We start from the raw sequence: 20782 nt of genomic DNA on the forward strand, positions 1-20782 counted from the left end.
GAGCCATTTTAACTGTTGAAACAGTGAGGAGTAATATAACGTGAATCAGAAAATAGCAGATGGCGTCGACCTAAATATTTTACAAACGAATCAATTTAAAACAATCAGACTAACGGTGCAATTAATCGCCCCAGTCACGACTGCAGGGCTGACCCGGCGTTCATTGTTAGCGAGTGTCTTAGGCGCCAGCAGTCAGAACTATCGTGACCAAGTGGCAATCGCTAATCAGTTACAAGCAATGTATGGGGCAGGATTTAATATGAATGCTTATCGTCAGGGAAACTTGGCGATATTTAGTATTTCGATGCGGATTGTAAGTCCACAGTATTTAAAGGATACAGTCGACTTGCAAGAACAAGCGATCGCGTTTATTGGACAATTACTATTGCATCCAGATGTGATTGATAACCAGTTCAACCCAGTCATTTTTAAACGTGAAAAAGAAAATTTGGTGCGGTATATCGAAAGTGTCGCCGATGATAAACAAGCATATGCGGCTACTGAACTACGCCAATTGTATTTCCAAGATACTACCCAACAAATGCCGACTTATGGAGATGTTACGGATTTAGCCACCATCACGCCCGTGGAACTCTATGCTTATTATCAATCAATGATTGCTAATGATTATGTTCAAATAACATTTGTTGGTAATATTAATGAAGCGAAAACTTTAACAGACTTGGCACACCTATCATTTGCCCCCCGGGCGGTAGTGCTACCTCAAATTTTCTACCAACAACCGCTCTATAACAAGATTCAGACCAAAACCGAAGTTCAAAATGTGCAACAAGGAAAGCTGAATATGGCTTATCAGATATCAGCTTATTTCTATCAAGAAGATTACTATGCAACACTAGTGATGAACGCTTTATTTGGTGGGACACCATTGTCGTTGCTCTTTACCAATGTTCGTGAAAAAGCAAGTTTAGCCTATTATGCTTCCAGTGCAATTGATGCATTTAGAGGGGTAATCACAGTGCAAACGGGGATTGAAAGCCGGCAAAAAGAGCGTGTTTTAACAATTATTGAAGCTCAACGACAACGAATTATCGCCGGCGATTTTGAGCAGGCCGTTTTTGAGCAAACGAAATTAGCATTGATTAACCAATTTAAATCAAGTTTGGACAGTGCGGCGTATTTAAGCCAACAACAATTTAATCAATCATTTGTGCCAGAAACTGAAATTGATGCGGAACAGTTTGCACAAGCCGTTTTAGCGGTTTCGAAACAAGCTGTCCAAGAACAAGCTGCTAAGATGCAACTGCAAGCTATTTACTTCCTGAAAGGGGTCGATACAGATGAAGCTTAGACAAAATCCCCGCTTAGGTGAGCGTCTTTACGAAACTAAATTAACCAATGGTTTGACCATTAAACTGTACCCTAAAAGTGGCTATCATAAGACATATGCAATTTTAACGACAAATTATGGTTCAATTGATAAGACATTTATCCCGGCTGGGGAAACAGATTATGTGACCGTACCGGATGGGATTGCCCATTTTTTAGAACATAAATTATTTGAGAAAAAAGACTACGATGCTTTTGAAAAGTTTGGTCGCTATGGCGCGAGTTCCAATGCGTTTACTAGCTTTACTCGGACGAGTTATTTATTTTCAACGACCAGCCATCTAAAAGAAAATTTGGATATTTTGTTAGATTTTGTACAAGAACCTTATTTTACAGCAGCAACGGTCGAAAAAGAAAAAGGCATCATTGGTCAAGAAATTCAGATGTATAATGACGAACCTGATTGGCGGTTATTTTATACAGTGATTGGTAATTTATATCCTAACCATCCGGTACGAACGGATATTGCGGGAACCGTCGATAGTATTGCACAAATTACACCTGAAGCTTTGTATCAAGCACATGCAACGTTCTACCAGCCTAGCAATATGAACCTCTTTATTGTTGGTCAAATAGAAGATCCGGACAAAGTAATTGATTGGGTGCAGGCTAATCAAGGACAGAAGACATTTGCACAACCAACTGAAATTGTGCGTTCGTTACCTGAAGAAGCCGATGATGGTCATGATATTATTCCGTATCGTTCACTTGAAATGCCAATTACTCGTGGTAAAAGTATGGTTGGCATTAAAGGGTTGACAGATTATGGTACAGGTCAAGTAGCACTTGAAACAAAAATTAAGATGAATTTATTGCTCGAAGTGTTATTTGGTGATTCATCAACGCAGGTACAACATTTATATGATGTGGGCACACTAGATGATAGCTTTGGTTATGAATTTGCGATCCAACGCAGCTTCAATTGTGTAACGTTGGGTGGTGACGCTGAAAATGCACAAGAATTATCGGATGCGATTATTGACGTTTTAGAACACGCCACCACGAGTCCTGATTTTTCAGAAGATAATTTAGCGCTTGTTAAAAAAGCTGCTATCGGTGAGTATCTGCAGGCCTTCAATTCATTGGAAGCTATTGCGAACCAATACAGTGACGAGTTCTTTACCGAAGTTAGTCCCTTTGATGTCTTAGGTTTGATTGAGCAAGTTACATTGGCTGATCTAAAACAAATGGCCACTGATTATTTTAAGATAGAAGCGATGACAGTGTGTCATATTTTGCCAGAGGAAGCTAATCATGCATAAAGCAGCCTTAATTATTGGAGCGTCTGGTGATATTGGAACGACGGTTGCGATGGAAATGGCGGCGGCTGGCTGGTCGCTTTATTTGCACTATAACCATAATCGCGAACGAGTCACAAAGGTGCAAGCCAAATTAACGCAAATGTATCCACAACAAGATATATTAACGATACAAGCCGATTTAACCCAGGCGCAAGCAGTTGCTAAAATCACGGGGCAACTTTTTCAAGTCGATGCCGTAATTTATGCTGCTGGGGAAACGACCTATGGCTTGTTACCAGAAATTAGTGAACAGTCACTAGAAGATTTATGGCAAATTCACGTCAAGGCCCTCATGTTGTTGATGCAACAGTTACAAGGAAAACTGGCCCAAAGTTCATTAGGACGAGTCGTTTTAATCGGTTCAATCTATGGAGGACGTGGCAGTGCAATGGAGGTGCCTTACAGTACGGTTAAGGGGGCCCAATCAGCTTTTGTGAATGCCTATGCGCAAGAAGTTGCTTCATTAGGCATAACTATTAATGTTGTCGCGCCTGGTGCAGTGGCGACCAAGATGAACAATCAATTTACCCTGGCAGAGCGGGCTGCTGTTGCAGCGGAAATTCCGGTTGGTGCTTTTGCAACGCCGACCCAGATTGCCTATTGGGTATTGAGTTTGATGGCACCAGCAGCCGACTACATGACGGGACAGACCTTGTACGTTAATGGTGGTTGGTTAAAATAAAGAAATCTTAATCATGCACATGAGTACCAATATGCTATAATTATGAATAATGATACTGGGATAATAGTGGGTGGAATTAATTATGAATGAAATTGGTCAAAAGTTACGGGAAGCACGTATCGAAAAGGGTTATACACTCGATGATTTGCAGCAAATCACAAAAATTCAAAAACGATATTTAATCGCCATTGAAGAAGGTAATTTTGATGCACTACCTGGCAGTTTTTATGTGCGTGCGTTCATCAAACAATATGCCCAGACGGTGGGTCTAGATAACGATGCGTTATTGGCAGAATACCAGGACACACTGCCAAATACGAAGCCAGAAGAATATGTTGAAAAATCAGTTGAAAATCAAACACGATTGACACGCGAAACGACCGATTCTAAGTGGTCAAAATGGCGTAATTTATTGCCCCAAATTACGATTGTCGCCATTGTGATTATTATCATCGCCGTTGTTTATGGGATTGCGCTCAGCAATCGTGGTAAGGACCGCGAAGCCTTAAACGAAACGAGTTCGTCAGTGACAGTCTCTGGCGATAAGCCAGCGGTTAAAAAAGCTAGCAGCAATAAGGATCAAACCGCTGAAAGTCGACAACAAGCAGCTTCTGAAAGTCGCGCACAGCAGGCAAGTAAACAAGCAGCTACAGAAAAAACGAAGAAACAAGACCTATCTGCTAAGATGACTAGCATCAACGGATCGCAACAAACGTTTGAAATTAAGAATTTACCCGCTAAAACTAATCAAATCACTTTCTCAGCTGAAAAATCGGCAGCTTGGGTAAGCTTAACAGCCAATGGGACACAGATTTGGCAAGGATCAGTCGCAGTTGGCGCGGAACAAACTGCTGAATTACCAGAAGGGGTAACACAATTTAGTATCCAAACTGGGAATGCACCTGCAACGAAGATGAAGATCAATGGTACCGATGTTAACCTTAATCCAAACAATGAAGCAACATTTGTACGGACGATTAATTTTACAGCAACACTGGCTAAATAAGGACATTAAGGAGTCTTCAACATGAATTTACCAAATAAATTAACGATGTTTCGGATTATTTTAATCCCAATTTTTACTTTAATTTTAGCATTGAATATCCCAGCGGCTGGCATCATAGTTGCCGGCACGGAGATTTCAGTGCGTGCCATCATTGCAACTATCATTTTTATTGTTGCGTCATTAACCGATTTACTGGATGGTAAAATTGCTAGATCACAACATTTGGTGACGAATTTCGGTAAGTTTGCTGATCCGTTAGCCGATAAACTGCTGGTGATGACGGCTTTTATTTTCTTAGTTGCTTTCAACCAAGCACCAGCGTGGGTGGTTGCGATTATTATTTGGCGTGAATTAGCCGTTACTGGTCTGCGTTTATTATTAAGTGCAGATGGCGAAGTGATGGCCGCAGCAATGCCTGGCAAGATTAAGACGACAACCCAGATGTTGGCGATTATTTTATTACTGCTTAATAATGTTTTCTTTAACAATATTGGGGTTCCTTTAGCACAAATTATGTTATATATCTGTTTGTTTTTCACAGTTTATTCTGGGACTGATTATTTCATAAAAAACAGAGGCGTGTTTAAAGATTCATTTTCTAAATAAACTACAACTGACGGGGTAAAAGACGTCAGTTTTTTTAATCAAAAAAAGCGCGATAATTTGGGTATATTAGAGTAGGTAAAAAAATAAAGAACGTTTGTTCGATTTGTGCTTGCTTTTAGTTAAGCAAATCGTTAAACTAAGAGAGTACTGAAAAGGACTCTTTTGAGGAGGACACTTAATTGGCTAAAAATGAAAGAGAAGCAGCCTTAGATGCTGCATTAAAGAAAATTGAAAAGAATTTCGGTAAGGGTTCAATCATGCGCATGGGTGAAAAAGTTGATACACAAGTTTCAACTGTTTCATCTGGGTCGCTTGCGTTAGATGAAGCACTTGGTGTCGGTGGCTATCCACGTGGTCGAATTGTTGAAATTTATGGACCTGAAAGTTCAGGTAAAACTACGGTTGCTTTACACGCAGTAGCTGAAGTGCAAAAGCAAGGCGGGACTGCAGCTTATATCGATGCTGAAAATGCGATGGATCCTAAGTATGCGACTGCTCTTGGGGTTAACATTGATGATTTGCTTCTGTCACAACCAGATACTGGCGAACAAGGCTTGGAAATTGCTGATGCTTTAGTTTCGAGTGGTGCTGTTGATATTTTAGTTGTCGATTCAGTTGCAGCCTTAGTACCGCGGGCTGAAATCGAAGGCGAAATGGGCGATGCACATGTCGGTTTACAGGCGCGTTTAATGTCGCAAGCTTTACGGAAGTTATCTGGGACGATTAATAAAACTAAGACAATCGCCTTATTTATTAACCAAATTCGTGAGAAAGTCGGCGTGATGTTTGGTAATCCTGAAATTACCCCTGGCGGGCGGGCCTTGAAGTTTTACTCAACTGTCCGGCTTGAGGTTCGGCGGGCTGAGACAATTAAAAATGGGACTGATATGATTGGTAATCGCGCTCGGATTAAGGTAGTCAAGAATAAAGTTGCACCGCCATTTAAAGTTGCTGAAGTTGATATTATGTATGGTCATGGGATTTCACAAACTGGTGAATTGGTCGATATGGCCGTTGAAAAGGATATTATTAATAAGAGTGGCTCATGGTATTCATATGGTGATGAACGGATCGGTCAAGGGCGTGAAAACGCAAAGAACTATCTTGCAGATCATCCAGAAGTTCAAGATGAGGTTCGACTTAAAGTTCGGGAAGCTTATGGTATTTCAGATGTCAAATCTGATGATGGGGATGCCACACAACTTGATATTATTTCTGATGATGATTCAAACGAATAATCAGCATCAAGCTAGGACAAAAGTAATTTAGTCCTAGCTTTTTTATTGGTTAATACAAGGATTCTGATGAGCGATTTGATGGATTAAACTCGAAAACGGTTGCAATGCTGATAGTTTAAGTTGACAGGCGGTTTATGAAACTATAAAATAACTATGTGTTGAAAAATTAAACATAATACCATCTTTAAAAATTTGTAGCGAAAGTTACACTTCAAAATTTTTGATGATGCGGAGGTGAAACAATGAACTTAGCTTTTCCATTAATCCTCGCAGTCATCATGTTAATCGTTGGTTTACTAGTTGGTTCCGTTCTACAAAAGAAGGCGCACGAACGTGAAATTGATGGTGCAAATAAGACTGCCACAGGAATAATCGCAGCAGCTGAAAAAGAAGCCGCAACGCGGAAGAAAGAAATTCTCTTGGAAGCAAGAGATGAAAATCACCGCTATCGCTCTGAAATTGAAGATGAATTGAAAGATCGACGCAGTGAGGTACAAAAGCAAGAGAATCGGTTGATTCAAAGAGAAGAAACAATGGATCGTAAAGATGCAACGTTGGATAAAAAAGAACGTTCATTGGAGCAACGCGAGAATCATTTAACAAACGAAGCGCAAGCACTTAGTGAAAAGCAGGTTGTCGCTGATAATTTGGTTGAGCAACAAAGAGCGAAATTGCAAGAAATTGCTGAGTTATCGCATGATGAAGCGCAAAAAATCATTTTAGATGAAACAAAACAAAGTCTCGAGCACGAACGAGCTGTTTTGATCAAAGAAAGTGAAGAATCAGCTAAAGAACATGCCGACCGGACTGCACGGACATTAGTTGCCGAGGCCATTCAACGGAGTGCAGCAGACATGGTTGCTGAAACCACAGTGACGGTCGTTACCTTGCCAAATGATGATATGAAGGGGCGGATTATCGGTCGTGAGGGCCGTAATATTCGGACTTTGGAGACGTTGACCGGGATTGATCTGATTATTGATGATACGCCAGAAGCAGTTGTATTAAGTGGCTTTGATCCGATTCGTCGTGAAATTGCGCGCATGACGTTAGAAAAGTTGATTCAAGATGGCCGGATTCATCCAGCTCGGATTGAAGAAATGGTTGACAAGTCACGAAAGGAAATGGACGAACAGATTCGACAGATTGGTGAACAAGCAATCTTTGATGTTGGTGTGCATACGATGCATCCTGATTTAATCAAGACAATTGGCCGCTTACACTTCAGAACCAGTTATGGTCAAAATGTCTTGAACCATTCAATTGAAGTGGCGAAATTAGCGGGCATTTTAGCGGCTGAATTAGGTGAAGATGTGACACTCGCTAAACGAGCTGGCTTGCTACATGACATCGGTAAGGCCCTCGACCATGAGGTTGATGGCTCTCACGTTGAAATTGGCGTGGAACTGGCAACGCGTTATAAGGAACCGGCGACGGTTGTCAATGCGATTGGTTCACATCACGGCGACACTGAAGCAACATCGATTATTTCAGTCTTAGTCGCAGCAGCCGATGCAATTTCTGCAGCACGCCCGGGGGCCCGTTCTGAATCACTCGAAAATTACATTCATCGTCTTGAAAAACTTGAAAGTATTACGAATAGTTTTAAAGGCGTTGATCATAGTTTTGCGATTCAGGCTGGTCGTGAGGTGCGGGTGATTGTTAAACCTGAACAAGTTACAGATGACCAAGCAACAGTTTTAGCGCGCGATGTAAAAAATCAAATTGAAAATCAACTCGAGTATCCTGGCCATATTAAGGTGACTGTGATTCGTGAAACAAGAACGGTTGAATACGCGAAGTAAGCAACGATGCTGATCGACTGATAATTAGAGCGGGGAACAAAAGTTATTTTGTTCCCCGCTTTTTTTCGCTCATTTTTTAAACAGCAGTACCGCTCAAATAATATTGTGGAGGACGACAGCATTATGAAAAAAGGAGTACTATTAGTTAATCTTGGAACACCGGACAAACCAGAAGTAAAAGAAATTCGGCATTTTTTAAAGTATTTCTTAGCTGATCAACGAGTGGTTGCGATACCCAAGGCGGTTTGGTTACCCATTTTATATGGTCCGATTTTAATGACTCGGCCTAAAAAAGTCCGTGCAGCCTATCGGGAAATTTGGACTGCTGCCGGGTCGCCATTAAAAGTGTACATGCAACAGCAAGTCGCACAATTGCAGGCCCAATTACCCGATTATCAAGTTTTTGAAGCAATGTCATATAGTCAACCGTTTTTAACGGATGTTCTGGGTGCTATTCAAGAAACAGGCATTGATGATTTAACCATTGTGCCAATGTATCCACAATATTCAACCACCACGACCATGTCGATTTATGACGTGGTGGCAAAGTTTTACTTAAAGCAGTCGAATATGCCAACCATCCATTTTGTGAAGGACTTCTATCGGGAAACAGGCTACATTGACTTGCTGGTCACAGCAATTGAACAGCGGCTACAAGACCAAACCTATGACGAAATCATTGTATCGTATCATGGTATTCCACGGTCATATGTGTTGAAAGGGGATCCGTATCAAAATCAATGTGAAACCACCACGGCGTTATTGCAGGCACGTTTACCTGAACAGGTTTTCCGAACGACCTATCAATCTAAGTTTGGCCCCAATGAATGGTTGACACCTGCCACCAGTGCAACGATGAAGACTTTAGCACAAGAAGGGATTAAAAAGATTCTCGTAATCACCCCTGGCTTTGTAGCAGATTGTTTGGAGACGATTGAAGAAATTGATGTCGAAAATCGGGCTTATTTTATGAATAATCACGGTGAACAATTTGATTATATTCGTCCGTTCAATGATGATCCGCGATTTACGGCCTTGTTAGCACAGATTGTACGTCAAAGGTAGTGCTATAAAACAAACTTGTTTTGCTTTTGATTAAGAAACTAAGTCATTGTTGTGTTTAATTAGTTTGCTTTGTATAATAAAGAGAATGTAAGAGAAAGTGGGCAAGTTGAATGCAACCTATGTTTAAAATTATAGTTGGGCTATTTGCGACAATGCTCGTATCGGCCGCGATTACGCCTTTAGTTCGTCGATTAGCCTTTGTTTTGGGTGCAGTTGATAAACCAAATGCACGTCGGGTTAATAAGAAGGCAATGCCCGCGATGGGTGGTTTAGCGATCTTTATTGCGTTTACGTTTGGAACCTTCGTGTTATTGCGGGGACAATTTCAAACGCATGAACTATTTAGTATTTTCTTGGCAGAATGCATTATTATTATCACCGGGGTCATTGATGATATTAAAGAATTGAATCCCAAGGAAAAAATGTTTGGGATTTTATTAGCAGCATTGGTGATCTATTTCTTAGCCGGGGTACGGATGGATATTTTAACGATTCCGTTTTTAGGGACCTTTGAACTCGGATGGTTAAGTTTTCCAATTACTGTTTTTTGGATTTTGGCAATTACGAATGCTGTTAATTTGATTGATGGTTTAGATGGCTTGGCAACGGGGGTCTCAATCATTGCATTATTTACGATGGGAGTGATTGCTTATTTTTTCCTATCAATTACCAATGTTAGTGTTTCAATCATGATTTTCTGTTTAGTTGCTGCGCTGCTTGGTTTCTTACCGCATAATTTTCATCCTGCAAAGATTTTCTTGGGTGATACTGGCGCTTTATTCATTGGTTTCATGATTGCAGTATTATCGCTCAAGGGATTAAAAAATGTAACCTTTATTACGTTGTTGATTCCCGTTATGATCCTGGGAGTACCTATTACGGATACCATTTATGCCATGTTACGGCGGATTTTAAATAAAAAGCCAATCTCACAAGCAGATAAATACCATTTACACCATCGATTAATGCAGCTTGGTCTATCACATCGGCAAACTGTTTTAGTAATCTATGCGCTTGCATTGGTATTTTCGTTGATTTCGTTGTTATATCCCATATCGACATTATGGGGCAGTTTAGCGATGACGGTCGCGGTCTTAATCGGTCTAGAATTATTTGTTGAATCGATCGGGTTACTTGGTGATAATCGTCGACCATTACTAATGTTCTTAAAACGGTTGTTAAAGCCGAATAATGAAGAAAAGGATTAGCCACTGGCTAATCCTTTTTTGTATTATTGATATCGAATTTGATGTAATGCTTGAACACTAATGGGGACTTCGTTGAATTGCTGTCGGCCAAGGGTTATCTGCACTTGACCATTGAGCTGGTCTGTCAATTGCTGTTGTAAATCAGATGCCGCGGTGGTGGCAATCCAAACCGTCATTTGAATATTAGTTGTATATTGAATATTTTCAGCCGTCAGGTCTAATTGTTCAAGTAGCTTTTGGACGGTGTCAAATTGAGCGTAGTCAATTGTAAGATGACAGGCTATTTGTTCAATTCCTTGGACAATCCCGAGATGTTCGATAGCAGTGGAAGTTGCATGACTGTATGCACGAATGAGACCACCAGTACCAAGTTTGATACCGCCAAAATAACGGGTAACTACCACACAAAGATTGGTTAGCTGCATTTGACGTAAGACTGATAGTATCGGCACACCAGCTGTCCCACTTGGCTCACCATCATCACTTTGTTTTTGAATATTCATATTCAGGCCTAATTGATAGGCAAAACAGTTATGGTTGGCTTTGGGATGCTCTTTACGGGTTTGTGTAATAAATGCTTGAGCAGCACGCTCGTCTGTGACGCGAGCAATCCGACTGATAAATCGTGATTTTTTAATTTCGAGTTCAAATTCGCCATTGTTTTGAACGGTAAAATAACGTTGCATACCGGTCTCCTTAAAAAAATAAACTAGATTTAACGTAACTATGGGTGGGAGGTGAGATGATCGAAAAACAACTTGCTTGTGGCCGTCAGTGGAGTGCCACCCAGTTTAGTTCAGTTATGAATAATTATAGTTTACCACAGATTAAACAGCGACCAGCTTTTCAAAAGATTGATCAGCAATTAGTTTGTCAACGGTGTCACCAAGTAGTTAGTGAACAAACTTGTTTACCTGATGGTCGGTATTATTGCGCGGCGTGTTTGATGTTTGGTCGATTGGTTGAAGGCGATCAGCTTGTCTATATACCAGAAGAGAACCAATTTGCCACAGTTGAGCAACCATTAACATGGTCGGGAACGTTAACGGCGTTTCAAGCACAAGCAGCAGAAAAGATTGTCACCGTGGTCACTAATAAGCAACAGCATGTTCTAACGGCAGTTACCGGCGCTGGAAAAACGGAAATGTTATTCAGCGGGATTGCTACTGCTTTGGCCCGCGGTCAACGCGTATGTGTTGCTGCACCACGGGTAGCTGTTTGCTTGGAACTTTATCCACGATTACAAACTGCATTTGCTAAAACGCCATCGATGCTAATGTATGGCACACAGACGGCACCGTATATGTACACGCCATTAGTTGTTTGTACCACGCATCAGTTATTTAAATTTTATCATGCTTTCGATACGGTAATTGTTGATGAGGTTGACGCATTCCCTTATGTGAACAATCCGCTATTAGCAACAGCCGTTAAGCAAGCGTGTAAGCCGCATTGTGCACTAATCTATCTAACCGCTACCCCGACTGCTAAGTTACGCCATGCAATCAATATAGGGCAGTTAACTGAAAGTGAATTACCAATTCGATTTCACGGTCATTTGTTACCAGAACCGCATTGTCGGCCAATATTTCGGTGGCGGCAAACGATTAAGCGCCATAAATTGCCGCGTGTATTACAAGCTTTAATTCAAGATTGTTTGAAAACACAACGTTTGTTGTTGTTTGTGCCGCAAGTACACGACCTAGAACAAGTACGTAGAAGCATTGTCAAGACGTTGCCGAAGGTTGCAGTTGCCACTGTGCACGCCAGTGATCCGGATCAGTTGGCTAAAATCGCAGCGTTTAGATCCGGTACAGGGGATATTTTAATAACAACCACTGTTTTAGAACGAGGTGTCACGCTTAAAAATGTAGCCGTTTTTGTGTTAGGTGCAGAACACATTGTGTTTAATGAGGCGGTTCTCGTCCAAATTGCGGGACGTGCAGGGCGAGACAAGGCCTATGCGGCTAATCTGGTCTATTTTTTCTATACAGATTATACGCTTGCCATTAAACGGGCGTGCCAACAAATTAAATATCAAAACCAAAAAGGACGGCGATTACAATCAACTGTCAGATCTGTGCAGCGACCATAATTGAACAGCCCCCGATGGCATTTTTATTTTCGTTACAACCCTATTTTCCAACAAGCATTTGTGCACACTGTATGGCCAAGTTTGAACGAATCGGTCCGCTGCGTTGTCCAATATGTGGTGGGTCAATGCCCAAAATAGCCGAGTGTTCAGACTGCATACGGTGGCAACAACAGTATCCGCAACAAGGCTTTATTAATCGGGCATTATTTGTTTATAATGAGCCGATGCAACAGTATTTCCAGCAATATAAAGGCCATGGTGATTATCGCTTACGACAGGTTTTTCGAGGGGTGATTCGTAAAAACTGTCCTGTGAAACGGCAAACGATGTATGTACCGATTCCAACTGATCCGGCACATTTACAAAGCCGAGGGTTTAATCCAGTGATCGGGTTGTATCAAGATTGTTTTCCATTAACACCATTACTAACAAAATTACCAACTGAAAAAAACCAAGCACAGAAAAATCGAGTTGAACGGCTGGCAACCCCGCAATTTTTTGAATACAATTTGCAAAGCCGCTTGCCGATGAACATTCGGCAAATAATTCTATTAGATGATATCTATACAACCGGACGAACATTGTGGCATGCGCAACAATGCTTACGTCAGCAATTCCCAATGGTATCGATTCACGCCATAACGTTAGTTCATTAAAGGGCTTATTAATTGTTTGTTATGTATGAATTATATATAATGAAGTTAGTCATAAAGTCTCGGAAATGAATCGAGTTTCGAGCGACAAATGCCCATAGTGGGATTTGTGAAAGGGGAGAATGCATATGCTAAGTTTTAATGTTCGTGGTGAAAATATTGAGGTGACTGATGCAATTCGGAATTATGCTGAAAAAAAAATCAGCAAGCTTGAGAAGTATTTCGATGATTCAGCAACCGCAACTGCCCACGTTAATTTGAAGGTGTACTCCGATAAGACCGCCAAAGTAGAAGTTACAATTCCATTACCCTATCTGGTATTAAGAGCAGAAGAAACTTCTCCCGATATGTATGGTAGTGTTGATCTTGTGACCGATAAATTAGAAAGACAAATTCGCAAGTATAAAACTAGAATTAACCGTAAATCACGTGAACGCGGGATTAAAGGGCTAGAATTAACTGTACCGGAAACAGAAGCATTGCCAGAAGAATCAATGCAAGTTGTTCGGACTAAACGAGTTTCGTTAAAACCAATGGATAGCGAAGAAGCTATTTTACAAATGAACATGCTTGGACATCAATTTTTTATCTTTGAAGATTCAGAGACTAATGGGACGAGTATTGTGTATAAACGACAAGATGGACGTTATGGATTGATTGAAACTGATGAATAATTAAATGGTGTCAAGGGCTGGGACAACGTTCAGTTGCTCACAGCCTTTTTTTGTATTACTATAGATAATAGGGTTAATTTTTTATGGAACTGAGCTCGTTGTTTACTCTGACGGGGTTTAATTTGATTGTAATAAATGGTAAAATGAATTATTAGTAATCATATTGATTAAAAAAGAAATCACTAAATAAGAACGCAAACGTATTTCTAGAGGAGAATTAACGCAGATGGCAAACTTTCTAAAAACATGGGTAGAAAGCGATAAACGTGAAGTAGCGCGGATGGGCAAAATTGCTGATCAAGTACAGAGCTACGAAGATGAATACAGTAATTTATCGGATGAAGCGTTACAAGCTAAGACCCCAGAATTCAAAACAAGATTGGCAAATGGTGAAACTTTGGATGATATTTTACCAGAAGCATTTGCAGTTGCCCGTGAAGGTGCTAAACGGGTTTTAGGTTTATTTCCGTTCCGCGTACAAATTATTGGAGGGATTACCTTGCATGAAGGTAATATCGCTGAAATGAAGACCGGTGAAGGGAAAACTTTGACGGCCACCATGCCGGTTTATTTGAATGCACTGGCTGGTCAAGGGGTGCATGTCGTGACCGTTAATGAATACCTTTCAAGTCGTGATGCAACGGAAATGGGCGAGTTATATAATTGGCTCGGGCTTTCAGTTGGTTTAAACTTAAATGCCAAAACGCCAGAGGAAAAACGGGATGCATACAACTCAGATATCACATATTCCACAAATAGTGAACTTGGGTTTGATTATTTGCGCGATAACATGGTTGTTTATAAAGAAGAAATGGTGCAACGGCCATTGAACTTTGCGATTGTCGATGAAGTGGATTCAATTTTAATTGATGAAGCGCGAACCCCATTAATTATTTCTGGACAAGCAGAAAAATCGACTGCTCTTTATATCCGAGCTGATCGGTTTGTTAAAACCTTAAAAGAAGAAACCGATTATAAAATTGATTGGCCTACCAAAACAATCAGTTTAACGGAAACAGGAATTGAAAAAGCCGAAGCTAATTTTGGCTTGGATAATCTATATGACACTGAGAATACGGCGTTAACACATCATCTGGATGAGTCATTGCGGGCCAATTATATCATGTTAAAAGACATTGATTATGTGGTTCAAGAAGGCGAAGTTTTAATTGTCGATCAATTTACTGGGCGGGTAATGGAAGGCCGGCGCTATTCCGATGGATTACATCAAGCAATCGAAGCCAAAGAAGCCGTTGAAATTCAAGATGAAACCAAAACTATGGCCAATATTACGTATCAAAACTATTTCAGAATGTATAATAAATTATCTGGGATGACAGGGACGGCTAAAACGGAAGAAGAAGAATTCCGTGAAATTTACAATATGGAAGTTATTTCAATCCCAACCAATCGACCGATTGCCCGAATTGATAAACCAGATGTTCTCTATCCGACATTGGAGAGCAAGTTTAAGGCGGTTGTCGAAGATATCAAAGAACGATATGCCAAGGGCCAACCGGTCTTAGTCGGGACTGTGGCGGTTGAATCTTCAGAAGTATTATCGCGCTTATTGGATGAAAACAATGTACCACATGCCGTCTTAAATGCTAAGAATCATTTTAAAGAAGCCGAAATTATTATGAATGCCGGTCAACGTGGTGCAGTGACGATTGCGACCAACATGGCTGGTCGTGGGACCGATATTAAATTGGGACCGGGTGTGACTGATTTAGGTGGTTTGGCCGTTATTGGGACAGAACGTCATGAATCACGCCGAATTGATAACCAACTTCGAGGCCGTGCTGGTCGTCAAGGGGATCCGGGTGTGACACAATTTTACATGTCGTTGGAAGATGACTTGATGAAACGTTTCGGTTCGGAACGGATTAAAGCTTTCTTAGACCGGATGAAGATTTCAGACGACGATGCGGTAATCCAAAGTAAAATGATTACGCGTCAAGTTGAAGCGGCACAAAAACGAGTTGAAGGGAATAACTACGATACGCGTAAACAAACCCTTCAGTATGATGATGTAATGCGTGAACAACGTGAGGTTATTTATAAACAACGGATGCAAGTAATTATGGCAGAAGATAACTTGAAAGAGGTTATTATGCCAATGATTTCTAGGACCGTTAAACGGATTGTGCAGTTGCATACACAAGGTGAAATGGACAACTGGGAATTAGAAGCCATCCATGCGTTTGCAACGACTTCGATGGTGAGTGAAGAAATTTTATCAATTGAAAAGTTGCAAGGCAAAACTGCTGAAGAAATCGAAGCGTTGTTGATGTCACTTGCAGAAGAGAATTACGCAACAAAACAAAAACAATTAGCAGATGCTGATCAAATGCTTGAATTTGAAAAAGTGGTTATTCTTCGTGTGGTGGATGAACGTTGGACAGACCATATTGATGCAATGGATCAACTACGGAATTCAATCGGACTACGTGGTTATGGTCAAATGAATCCATTGGTCGAATATCAAGAAGAAGGGTACCGGATGTTTGAAGAAATGATCAGCGACATTGATTACGATACAACCCGGCTTTTCATGAAGGCTGAAATTCGTCAAAATATTCGACGCTAATGCGTAAAAATGGCTGAGGCATTTGACTTGGCCATTTTTTTAATGGCAAAAAATAATGGAGGGACAAAAAGTATGGAATTAAGTGTAGCAAAACATCTTTTAGAAGCAATTGAAACTAAAATTACGCAATTTAGGGGGTCACTTTGACTTAGATGGCCTCCAAGAAAACATTGCGCAAAATGAAGCACAAATGGCAGAGCCTGACTTTTGGACCGATCAAAAAGCAGCCCAAAAGTTAATTGATCAAAATAATACCTTAAAGGCAAAATACGATTCCTATATGCAACTCCAAGCGCAATCAGAGGAGCTACAAGTGACATTAGAGTTATTACAAGAAGAACCCGATGCTGAACTCCAGACGAGTTTTGAAGCTGATTTGACAGCTGTCCAAGCTCAGATGCAACAATATGAACTCGGACAATTACTATCGGGCGACTATGATCACAATAATGCGATTGTCGAATTACATCCCGGTGCTGGTGGTACGGAATCTCAGGATTGGGGTTCAATGCTTTTACGGATGTACTTACGTTGGGCGGACGCCCACGGGTTTACTGTGGAAACGGAAGATTATCAAGCTGGGGAAGAAGCGGGGATTAAGAGTGTTACTTTGATGATTAAAGGCCACAACGCTTATGGAATGTTGCGTTCGGAAAAAGGGGTTCATCGACTAGTTCGAATTTCACCATTTGATTCAGCTGGTCGGCGCCACACCTCATTTTGTTCAGTCGATGTCATGCCAGAGTTGGATGATTCGATTGATATCGAAGTACGGACTGAAGATTTAAGAATTGATGTTTTTCGTTCTAGTGGTGCTGGTGGTCAACATATCAATAAAACATCATCAGCTGTACGGTTGACGCATTTACCAACCGGGATTGTTGTTTCATCACAGGCCCAACGATCACAACTCCAAAACCGAGAAACTGCGATGAATATGTTGAAAGCGAAGCTCTATCAACGGGAACAAGCAGAGCAAGCCAAAAAAGCAGCTGCAATTAAAGGCGAACAACTCGAAATAGGTTGGGGTTCACAGATTCGTTCGTACGTGTTCCATCCCTATACAATGGTCAAAGATCACCGGACTGATTATGAAACGGGGAATGGCCAGGCCGTGATGGACGGGGATTTGGATCCATTTATTTATGCCTATTTACAATGGCGATTAAGTCAGCAGAATCCAGATTAACTGCAAAGAAATTGAAATATAAATGTAATCCAATTGTGATTATGTGAATCGATAGCATGCTATAATATAAAGGATTGCGGTTTTCATTGACAAGTGATAAATGATAACGACAAAAGGAGTGTTTCCCAATTGATTCGAATGACAAATGTGTCAAAAAAGTATCCCAATGGGGTAACGGCAATTAAGGATCTTTCATTGACGATTGAATCTGGCGAGTTTGCTTATATTGTTGGGCCCAGCGGTGCTGGTAAATCAACATTCATCAAGATGTTATACCATCAATTAAGAGCTACGAGTGGTAAAATCGAAGTTGCCGGTTTTGATTTAATCGGTATGAAAGATCGCGATGTACCTTACTTGCGGCGTAAAATTGGGGTCGTCTTCCAAGATTTCAAACTTTTACCGCGGTTAACGGTTTTCGAAAATGTCGCGTATGCGATGGAAGTTATTGAAGCACAACCACAAGCGATTAAGGATCGTGTACTAGAAGTGCTTGAATTAGTTGGTTTAAAGGGCGAAATTCGCCGTTTTCCTAATGAACTTTCTGGTGGAGAGCAACAACGGGTAGCAGTAGCGCGGGCGATTGTCAATCAGCCGGAGGTATTAATTGCCGATGAACCAACTGGGAACTTGGACCCTGAAACGTCAGATGGTATTATGGATATTCTAGAAGCAATTAACCAACGGGGGACGATTGTCTTAATGGCAACCCACAATAAACAAATGGTGAACGAGCGAACCCATCGTGTGTTAGCGATTGAAGATGGTCGCTTAGTTCGTGACGAAAAAGAAGGTGACTACGGCTATGAAGACTAGAACATTGAAGCGCCACCTCAACGATAGTTTTAAGAGTTTAAAACGGAATGGCTGGATGTCCGTCGCGGCTGTTAGCGCAGTGACTGTTACGCTATTATTAGTCGGCATTTTCTTTGCGATGATTTTTAACTTTAACAAAATCTCACAGGATATTGAAAATGATGTGCACGTACGGGTCATGATTGAACGGGGCACAACTAGTAAGCAAAAAGATCAACTCCAAAAGAAACTCGAAAAAATTGCGGCCGTCAAAGACGTCACCTATTCGAGTCGTAAAAAAGAATTAAACAAAGTTGTCGGTAGCTATGGGCAATCATTTAAGATGTTTACTGGTGATGACAATCCACTGTATGATGTCTATACTGTAAGCACGACAAAACCTAGTCAAACCATTAAAGTTGCTAAACACGCTAAGCAATTGAAGTATGTTTATGATGCAACTTATGGGGGCAACAACGCTAAGAAATTGTTCAAGGTGATGAGTAGTGTTCGTAAATGGGGGATTGGCTTTACCTTATTACTCCTTTTTGTCGCTGTTTTCTTAATTTCAAATACCATTCGAATCACAATTTTATCGCGGCGCGACGAAATCGGAATCATGCGTTTAGTTGGGGCAACTAACGCGTATATTCGTTGGCCATTTCTATTTGAAGGGGCTTGGGTTGGTTTATTAGGAGTCATTATACCTATCATTATTATTGATGTTGGTTATGGTTGGGTGTACCGACATATGGCACTTAGTATGGCATCAGCCGGCTATTCAATGTTGAAGCCCGGGATTTTCTTATTCCAACTAGATTTAACGATGGCTGTCATTGGGATTGTCATTGGGGCTTTAGGCTCTGTCATCTCAATGCGGCGCTTTCTTAGAATTTAAGCAAAACCAAAAAAGAGTATTGACGAAGTGCCCTTAAATATTGAGCGTAACTTTAAGCAGCTTTCTAGGGTGTAATGCTCAAAAAAATAATCATCATTTACTCAAACCGATATTTCTGAAACTCATTAACGTTTCATAGGTATCGGTTTTTTTGATAGAAATTTGTGGCCTGCAGAATATGAAAAAAGCGCCATCGCTACAGTATTTAAACAGAGGACTTTGCGCGCCATACTTTGAACAATATGATGCTCTTTGAAGATGTGAATTCAATCGTGATATTAAAATTTTGAGTCTAAGTAAACTGTTAACTGGTATTTAAATTCTCAGGTTTTTCTTAGCAGCTTGTTTAGGACTCTTTTTTAGTGTACGTCTAGGCAGTTAATGGGGCAAAATGCTATACTAATGTGGATAACTGCGAAATACTGCAGCTGGATAAAATGCAGTGATATTATTACAGCGCTGCGAATGTTTTGGAGGTTTAACGAATTGACGATGATAATTGATATGTTGCAGCCATTTTTCACGGCCCCACTATTATGGTTAGCAGTGATATATGCGGTCTGGTTAGCTCAAAAGCGAGTTAGACGGGAACGAAAAACCTTCCGCATCGCGATTAATCCACGGTGGGTAGAAGTGGGTCATTTTGTTGGGCATGGCTTGTTAGCTGGCTTTATATTGAGTTGTTGTACTTTAGTTTTAGGCAGTATGGTGAATATGGAATGGTGGTTGATTTATGAAATAATTGCCATTTTGAGTTTGCTAGTGGCGGCTAAATGGCAAAATACATCGGCGACTTTCTTAATCAGTGCGCTAGTGTACTTGGGTGCCACCCAAATTTGGCCACAGTATCAAGTTGCTCATCAAAATAGTCTCTTAGCAGAATTGCTCGTAACTATTGGCTTGGTGACCATTAGTAATAGTGCCTTACAGCGTTGGGATGCTAAAGCAACTGTGACACCAAACGTGGTAACAAGTAAACGTGGCCGCGCAACGGCCTTCTTTACGAGTCGACAAATTTATATTGCGCCTGTTTTTTTCTTAGTTCCAGGAGCAATTGATTTACCAAAGTTAGGTTTTTGGCCAATTCTAAATATTGGTCATCAATCTTATAGCCTGGTGATTTTACCCCTGTTGTTAGGTTATTCTTTAAAAGCAGTTAAAGGATTGATGAAGGCGGTCATTGTTAAGCACGCGAATAGCTACTTAATTTTTGGTTTTTTATTAGTCGGCGCAGGGCTAATCACGGTCGTATTGCCTAATATAATTATTGAAGTTTTAATTGTTGCGTTAGGGTTAAGTTTTGCCGTACAATGGCGCCTAAATAGGCGGAGTATACGTGAAGAACAAATACATTTTACCAAACCGTACAATGGGGTTTTTATTTTAGGGATTTTACGCGCGACGCCAGCTGCCAAAATGGGGTTAATGGTCGGTGATACCATTATTGAATGTAACGGCCAAGCAGTTTCAACGAATGATAATTTTTATCAAGCAATCCAGAGTCAACCCACGTATTGTCATCTAAAAGTTCAAGACTTAAATGGCGAGTTTCGAATGGCAGAGGGGGCAATTTTTGCGGATGCACCACACGAGTTAGGTGTTGTCTTATTTCCAGAGAATTAATTAG

Annotated in this window: 18 protein-coding genes; 17 read left to right on the forward strand and 1 reads right to left on the reverse strand. The window is 40.7% G+C overall.

Annotation, left to right across the window (positions count from 1 at the left end; translation table 11 throughout):
• Window positions 1-40 precede the first annotated feature (40 nt).
• The 9 genes from yfmF to FC90_RS08660 all read left to right on the forward strand — a co-directional run bounded on the left by yfmF (window position 41) and on the right by FC90_RS08660 (window position 10261).
• Window positions 41-1312, forward strand: a complete 1272-nt coding sequence (gene yfmF / locus FC90_RS08620; protein ID WP_057908834.1) for an EF-P 5-aminopentanol modification-associated protein YfmF — start codon at window positions 41-43, stop codon at window positions 1310-1312.
• The gene (yfmH, locus tag FC90_RS08625; RefSeq protein WP_057908835.1) at window positions 1302-2612 is read left to right on the forward strand and encodes an EF-P 5-aminopentanol modification-associated protein YfmH; all 1311 of its coding nucleotides are present in this window, start codon (window positions 1302-1304) and stop codon (window positions 2610-2612) included. Before yfmF ends, yfmH begins: the two co-directional genes overlap by 11 nt.
• Window positions 2605-3333, forward strand: a complete 729-nt coding sequence (gene ymfI, locus FC90_RS08630) for an elongation factor P 5-aminopentanone reductase (RefSeq protein WP_057908836.1) — start codon at window positions 2605-2607, stop codon at window positions 3331-3333. Before yfmH ends, ymfI begins: the two co-directional genes overlap by 8 nt.
• Window positions 3334-3415: 82 nt before the next feature.
• A complete protein-coding gene (locus tag FC90_RS08635) occupies window positions 3416-4339 on the forward strand; it encodes a helix-turn-helix domain-containing protein (RefSeq protein ID WP_057908837.1) in 924 nt (307 codons plus the stop codon).
• A 21-nt stretch (window positions 4340-4360) separates the two neighbouring features.
• Window positions 4361-4945 (forward strand): CDP-diacylglycerol--glycerol-3-phosphate 3-phosphatidyltransferase, encoded by a 585-nt coding sequence (pgsA, locus tag FC90_RS08640; protein WP_057908838.1) that lies wholly within the window; start codon window positions 4361-4363, stop codon window positions 4943-4945.
• Between the two features lie 179 nt (window positions 4946-5124).
• A complete protein-coding gene (recA, locus tag FC90_RS08645; RefSeq protein WP_057908839.1) occupies window positions 5125-6183 on the forward strand; it encodes a recombinase RecA in 1059 nt (352 codons plus the stop codon).
• Between the two features lie 242 nt (window positions 6184-6425).
• Entirely contained in the window at window positions 6426-7988 is a 1563-nt protein-coding gene (rny, locus tag FC90_RS08650) for a ribonuclease Y (protein ID WP_057908840.1), read from the forward strand.
• 123 nt (window positions 7989-8111) lie between these two features.
• Window positions 8112-9053 carry a ferrochelatase gene (hemH, locus tag FC90_RS08655; RefSeq protein WP_057908841.1) on the forward strand — a complete coding sequence of 314 codons (942 nt, stop codon included), beginning with the start codon at window positions 8112-8114 and terminating at the stop codon, window positions 9051-9053.
• 119 nt (window positions 9054-9172) lie between these two features.
• Window positions 9173-10261: a glycosyltransferase family 4 protein gene (locus FC90_RS08660; protein WP_057908880.1), complete on the forward strand. Its 1089-nt coding sequence runs from the start codon at window positions 9173-9175 to the stop codon at window positions 10259-10261.
• 23 nt (window positions 10262-10284) lie between these two features.
• On the opposite strand, the gene FC90_RS08665 is transcribed toward FC90_RS08660, so the two are convergent.
• Window positions 10285-10947 carry a YigZ family protein gene (locus FC90_RS08665; protein ID WP_057908842.1) on the reverse strand — a complete coding sequence of 221 codons (663 nt, stop codon included), beginning with the start codon at window positions 10945-10947 and terminating at the stop codon, window positions 10285-10287.
• A gap of 56 nt (window positions 10948-11003) precedes the next feature.
• On the opposite strand from FC90_RS08665, the gene FC90_RS08670 reads away from it, so the two are divergent.
• The 8 genes from FC90_RS08670 (at window position 11004) to FC90_RS08705 (ending at window position 20778) form a co-directional block, all read left to right on the forward strand.
• Entirely contained in the window at window positions 11004-12356 is a 1353-nt protein-coding gene (locus FC90_RS08670) for an ATP-dependent helicase ComFA (RefSeq protein ID WP_057908843.1), read from the forward strand.
• A gap of 125 nt (window positions 12357-12481) precedes the next feature.
• Complete coding sequence (locus FC90_RS08675; protein ID WP_151886756.1) at window positions 12482-13012, forward strand: ComF family protein; 531 nt, start codon at window positions 12482-12484, stop codon at window positions 13010-13012.
• Window positions 13013-13137: 125 nt separating this feature from the next.
• Window positions 13138-13683, forward strand: coding sequence for a ribosome hibernation-promoting factor, HPF/YfiA family (gene hpf / locus FC90_RS08680; protein WP_057908845.1), 546 nt, complete (start codon window positions 13138-13140; stop codon window positions 13681-13683).
• Between the two features lie 226 nt (window positions 13684-13909).
• Window positions 13910-16273 (forward strand): preprotein translocase subunit SecA, encoded by a 2364-nt coding sequence (gene secA, locus FC90_RS08685; protein ID WP_057908846.1) that lies wholly within the window; start codon window positions 13910-13912, stop codon window positions 16271-16273.
• A gap of 72 nt (window positions 16274-16345) precedes the next feature.
• A protein-coding gene (prfB, locus tag FC90_RS08690) for a peptide chain release factor 2 (protein WP_151886755.1) occupies window positions 16346-17462 on the forward strand; the annotation gives its coding sequence in 2 pieces (ribosomal slippage) (window positions 16346-16417 and window positions 16419-17462; 1116 coding nt in all).
• Window positions 17463-17600: 138 nt separating this feature from the next.
• Window positions 17601-18278, forward strand: a complete 678-nt coding sequence (gene ftsE / locus FC90_RS08695) for a cell division ATP-binding protein FtsE (RefSeq protein WP_404804637.1) — start codon at window positions 17601-17603, stop codon at window positions 18276-18278.
• The gene (gene ftsX / locus FC90_RS08700; RefSeq protein WP_057908849.1) at window positions 18268-19155 is read left to right on the forward strand and encodes a permease-like cell division protein FtsX; all 888 of its coding nucleotides are present in this window, start codon (window positions 18268-18270) and stop codon (window positions 19153-19155) included. Before ftsE ends, ftsX begins: the two co-directional genes overlap by 11 nt.
• A gap of 492 nt (window positions 19156-19647) precedes the next feature.
• On the forward strand, window positions 19648-20778 hold the full coding sequence (locus tag FC90_RS08705) for a PDZ domain-containing protein (protein ID WP_226789494.1): 1131 nt from the start codon (window positions 19648-19650) through the stop codon (window positions 20776-20778).
• The last annotated feature ends 4 nt before the right edge of the window (window positions 20779-20782 follow it).

It is taken from the genome of Latilactobacillus graminis DSM 20719, assembly GCF_001436415.1.
In the GTDB taxonomy this organism is placed as follows: Bacteria; Bacillota; Bacilli; order Lactobacillales; family Lactobacillaceae; genus Latilactobacillus; species Latilactobacillus graminis.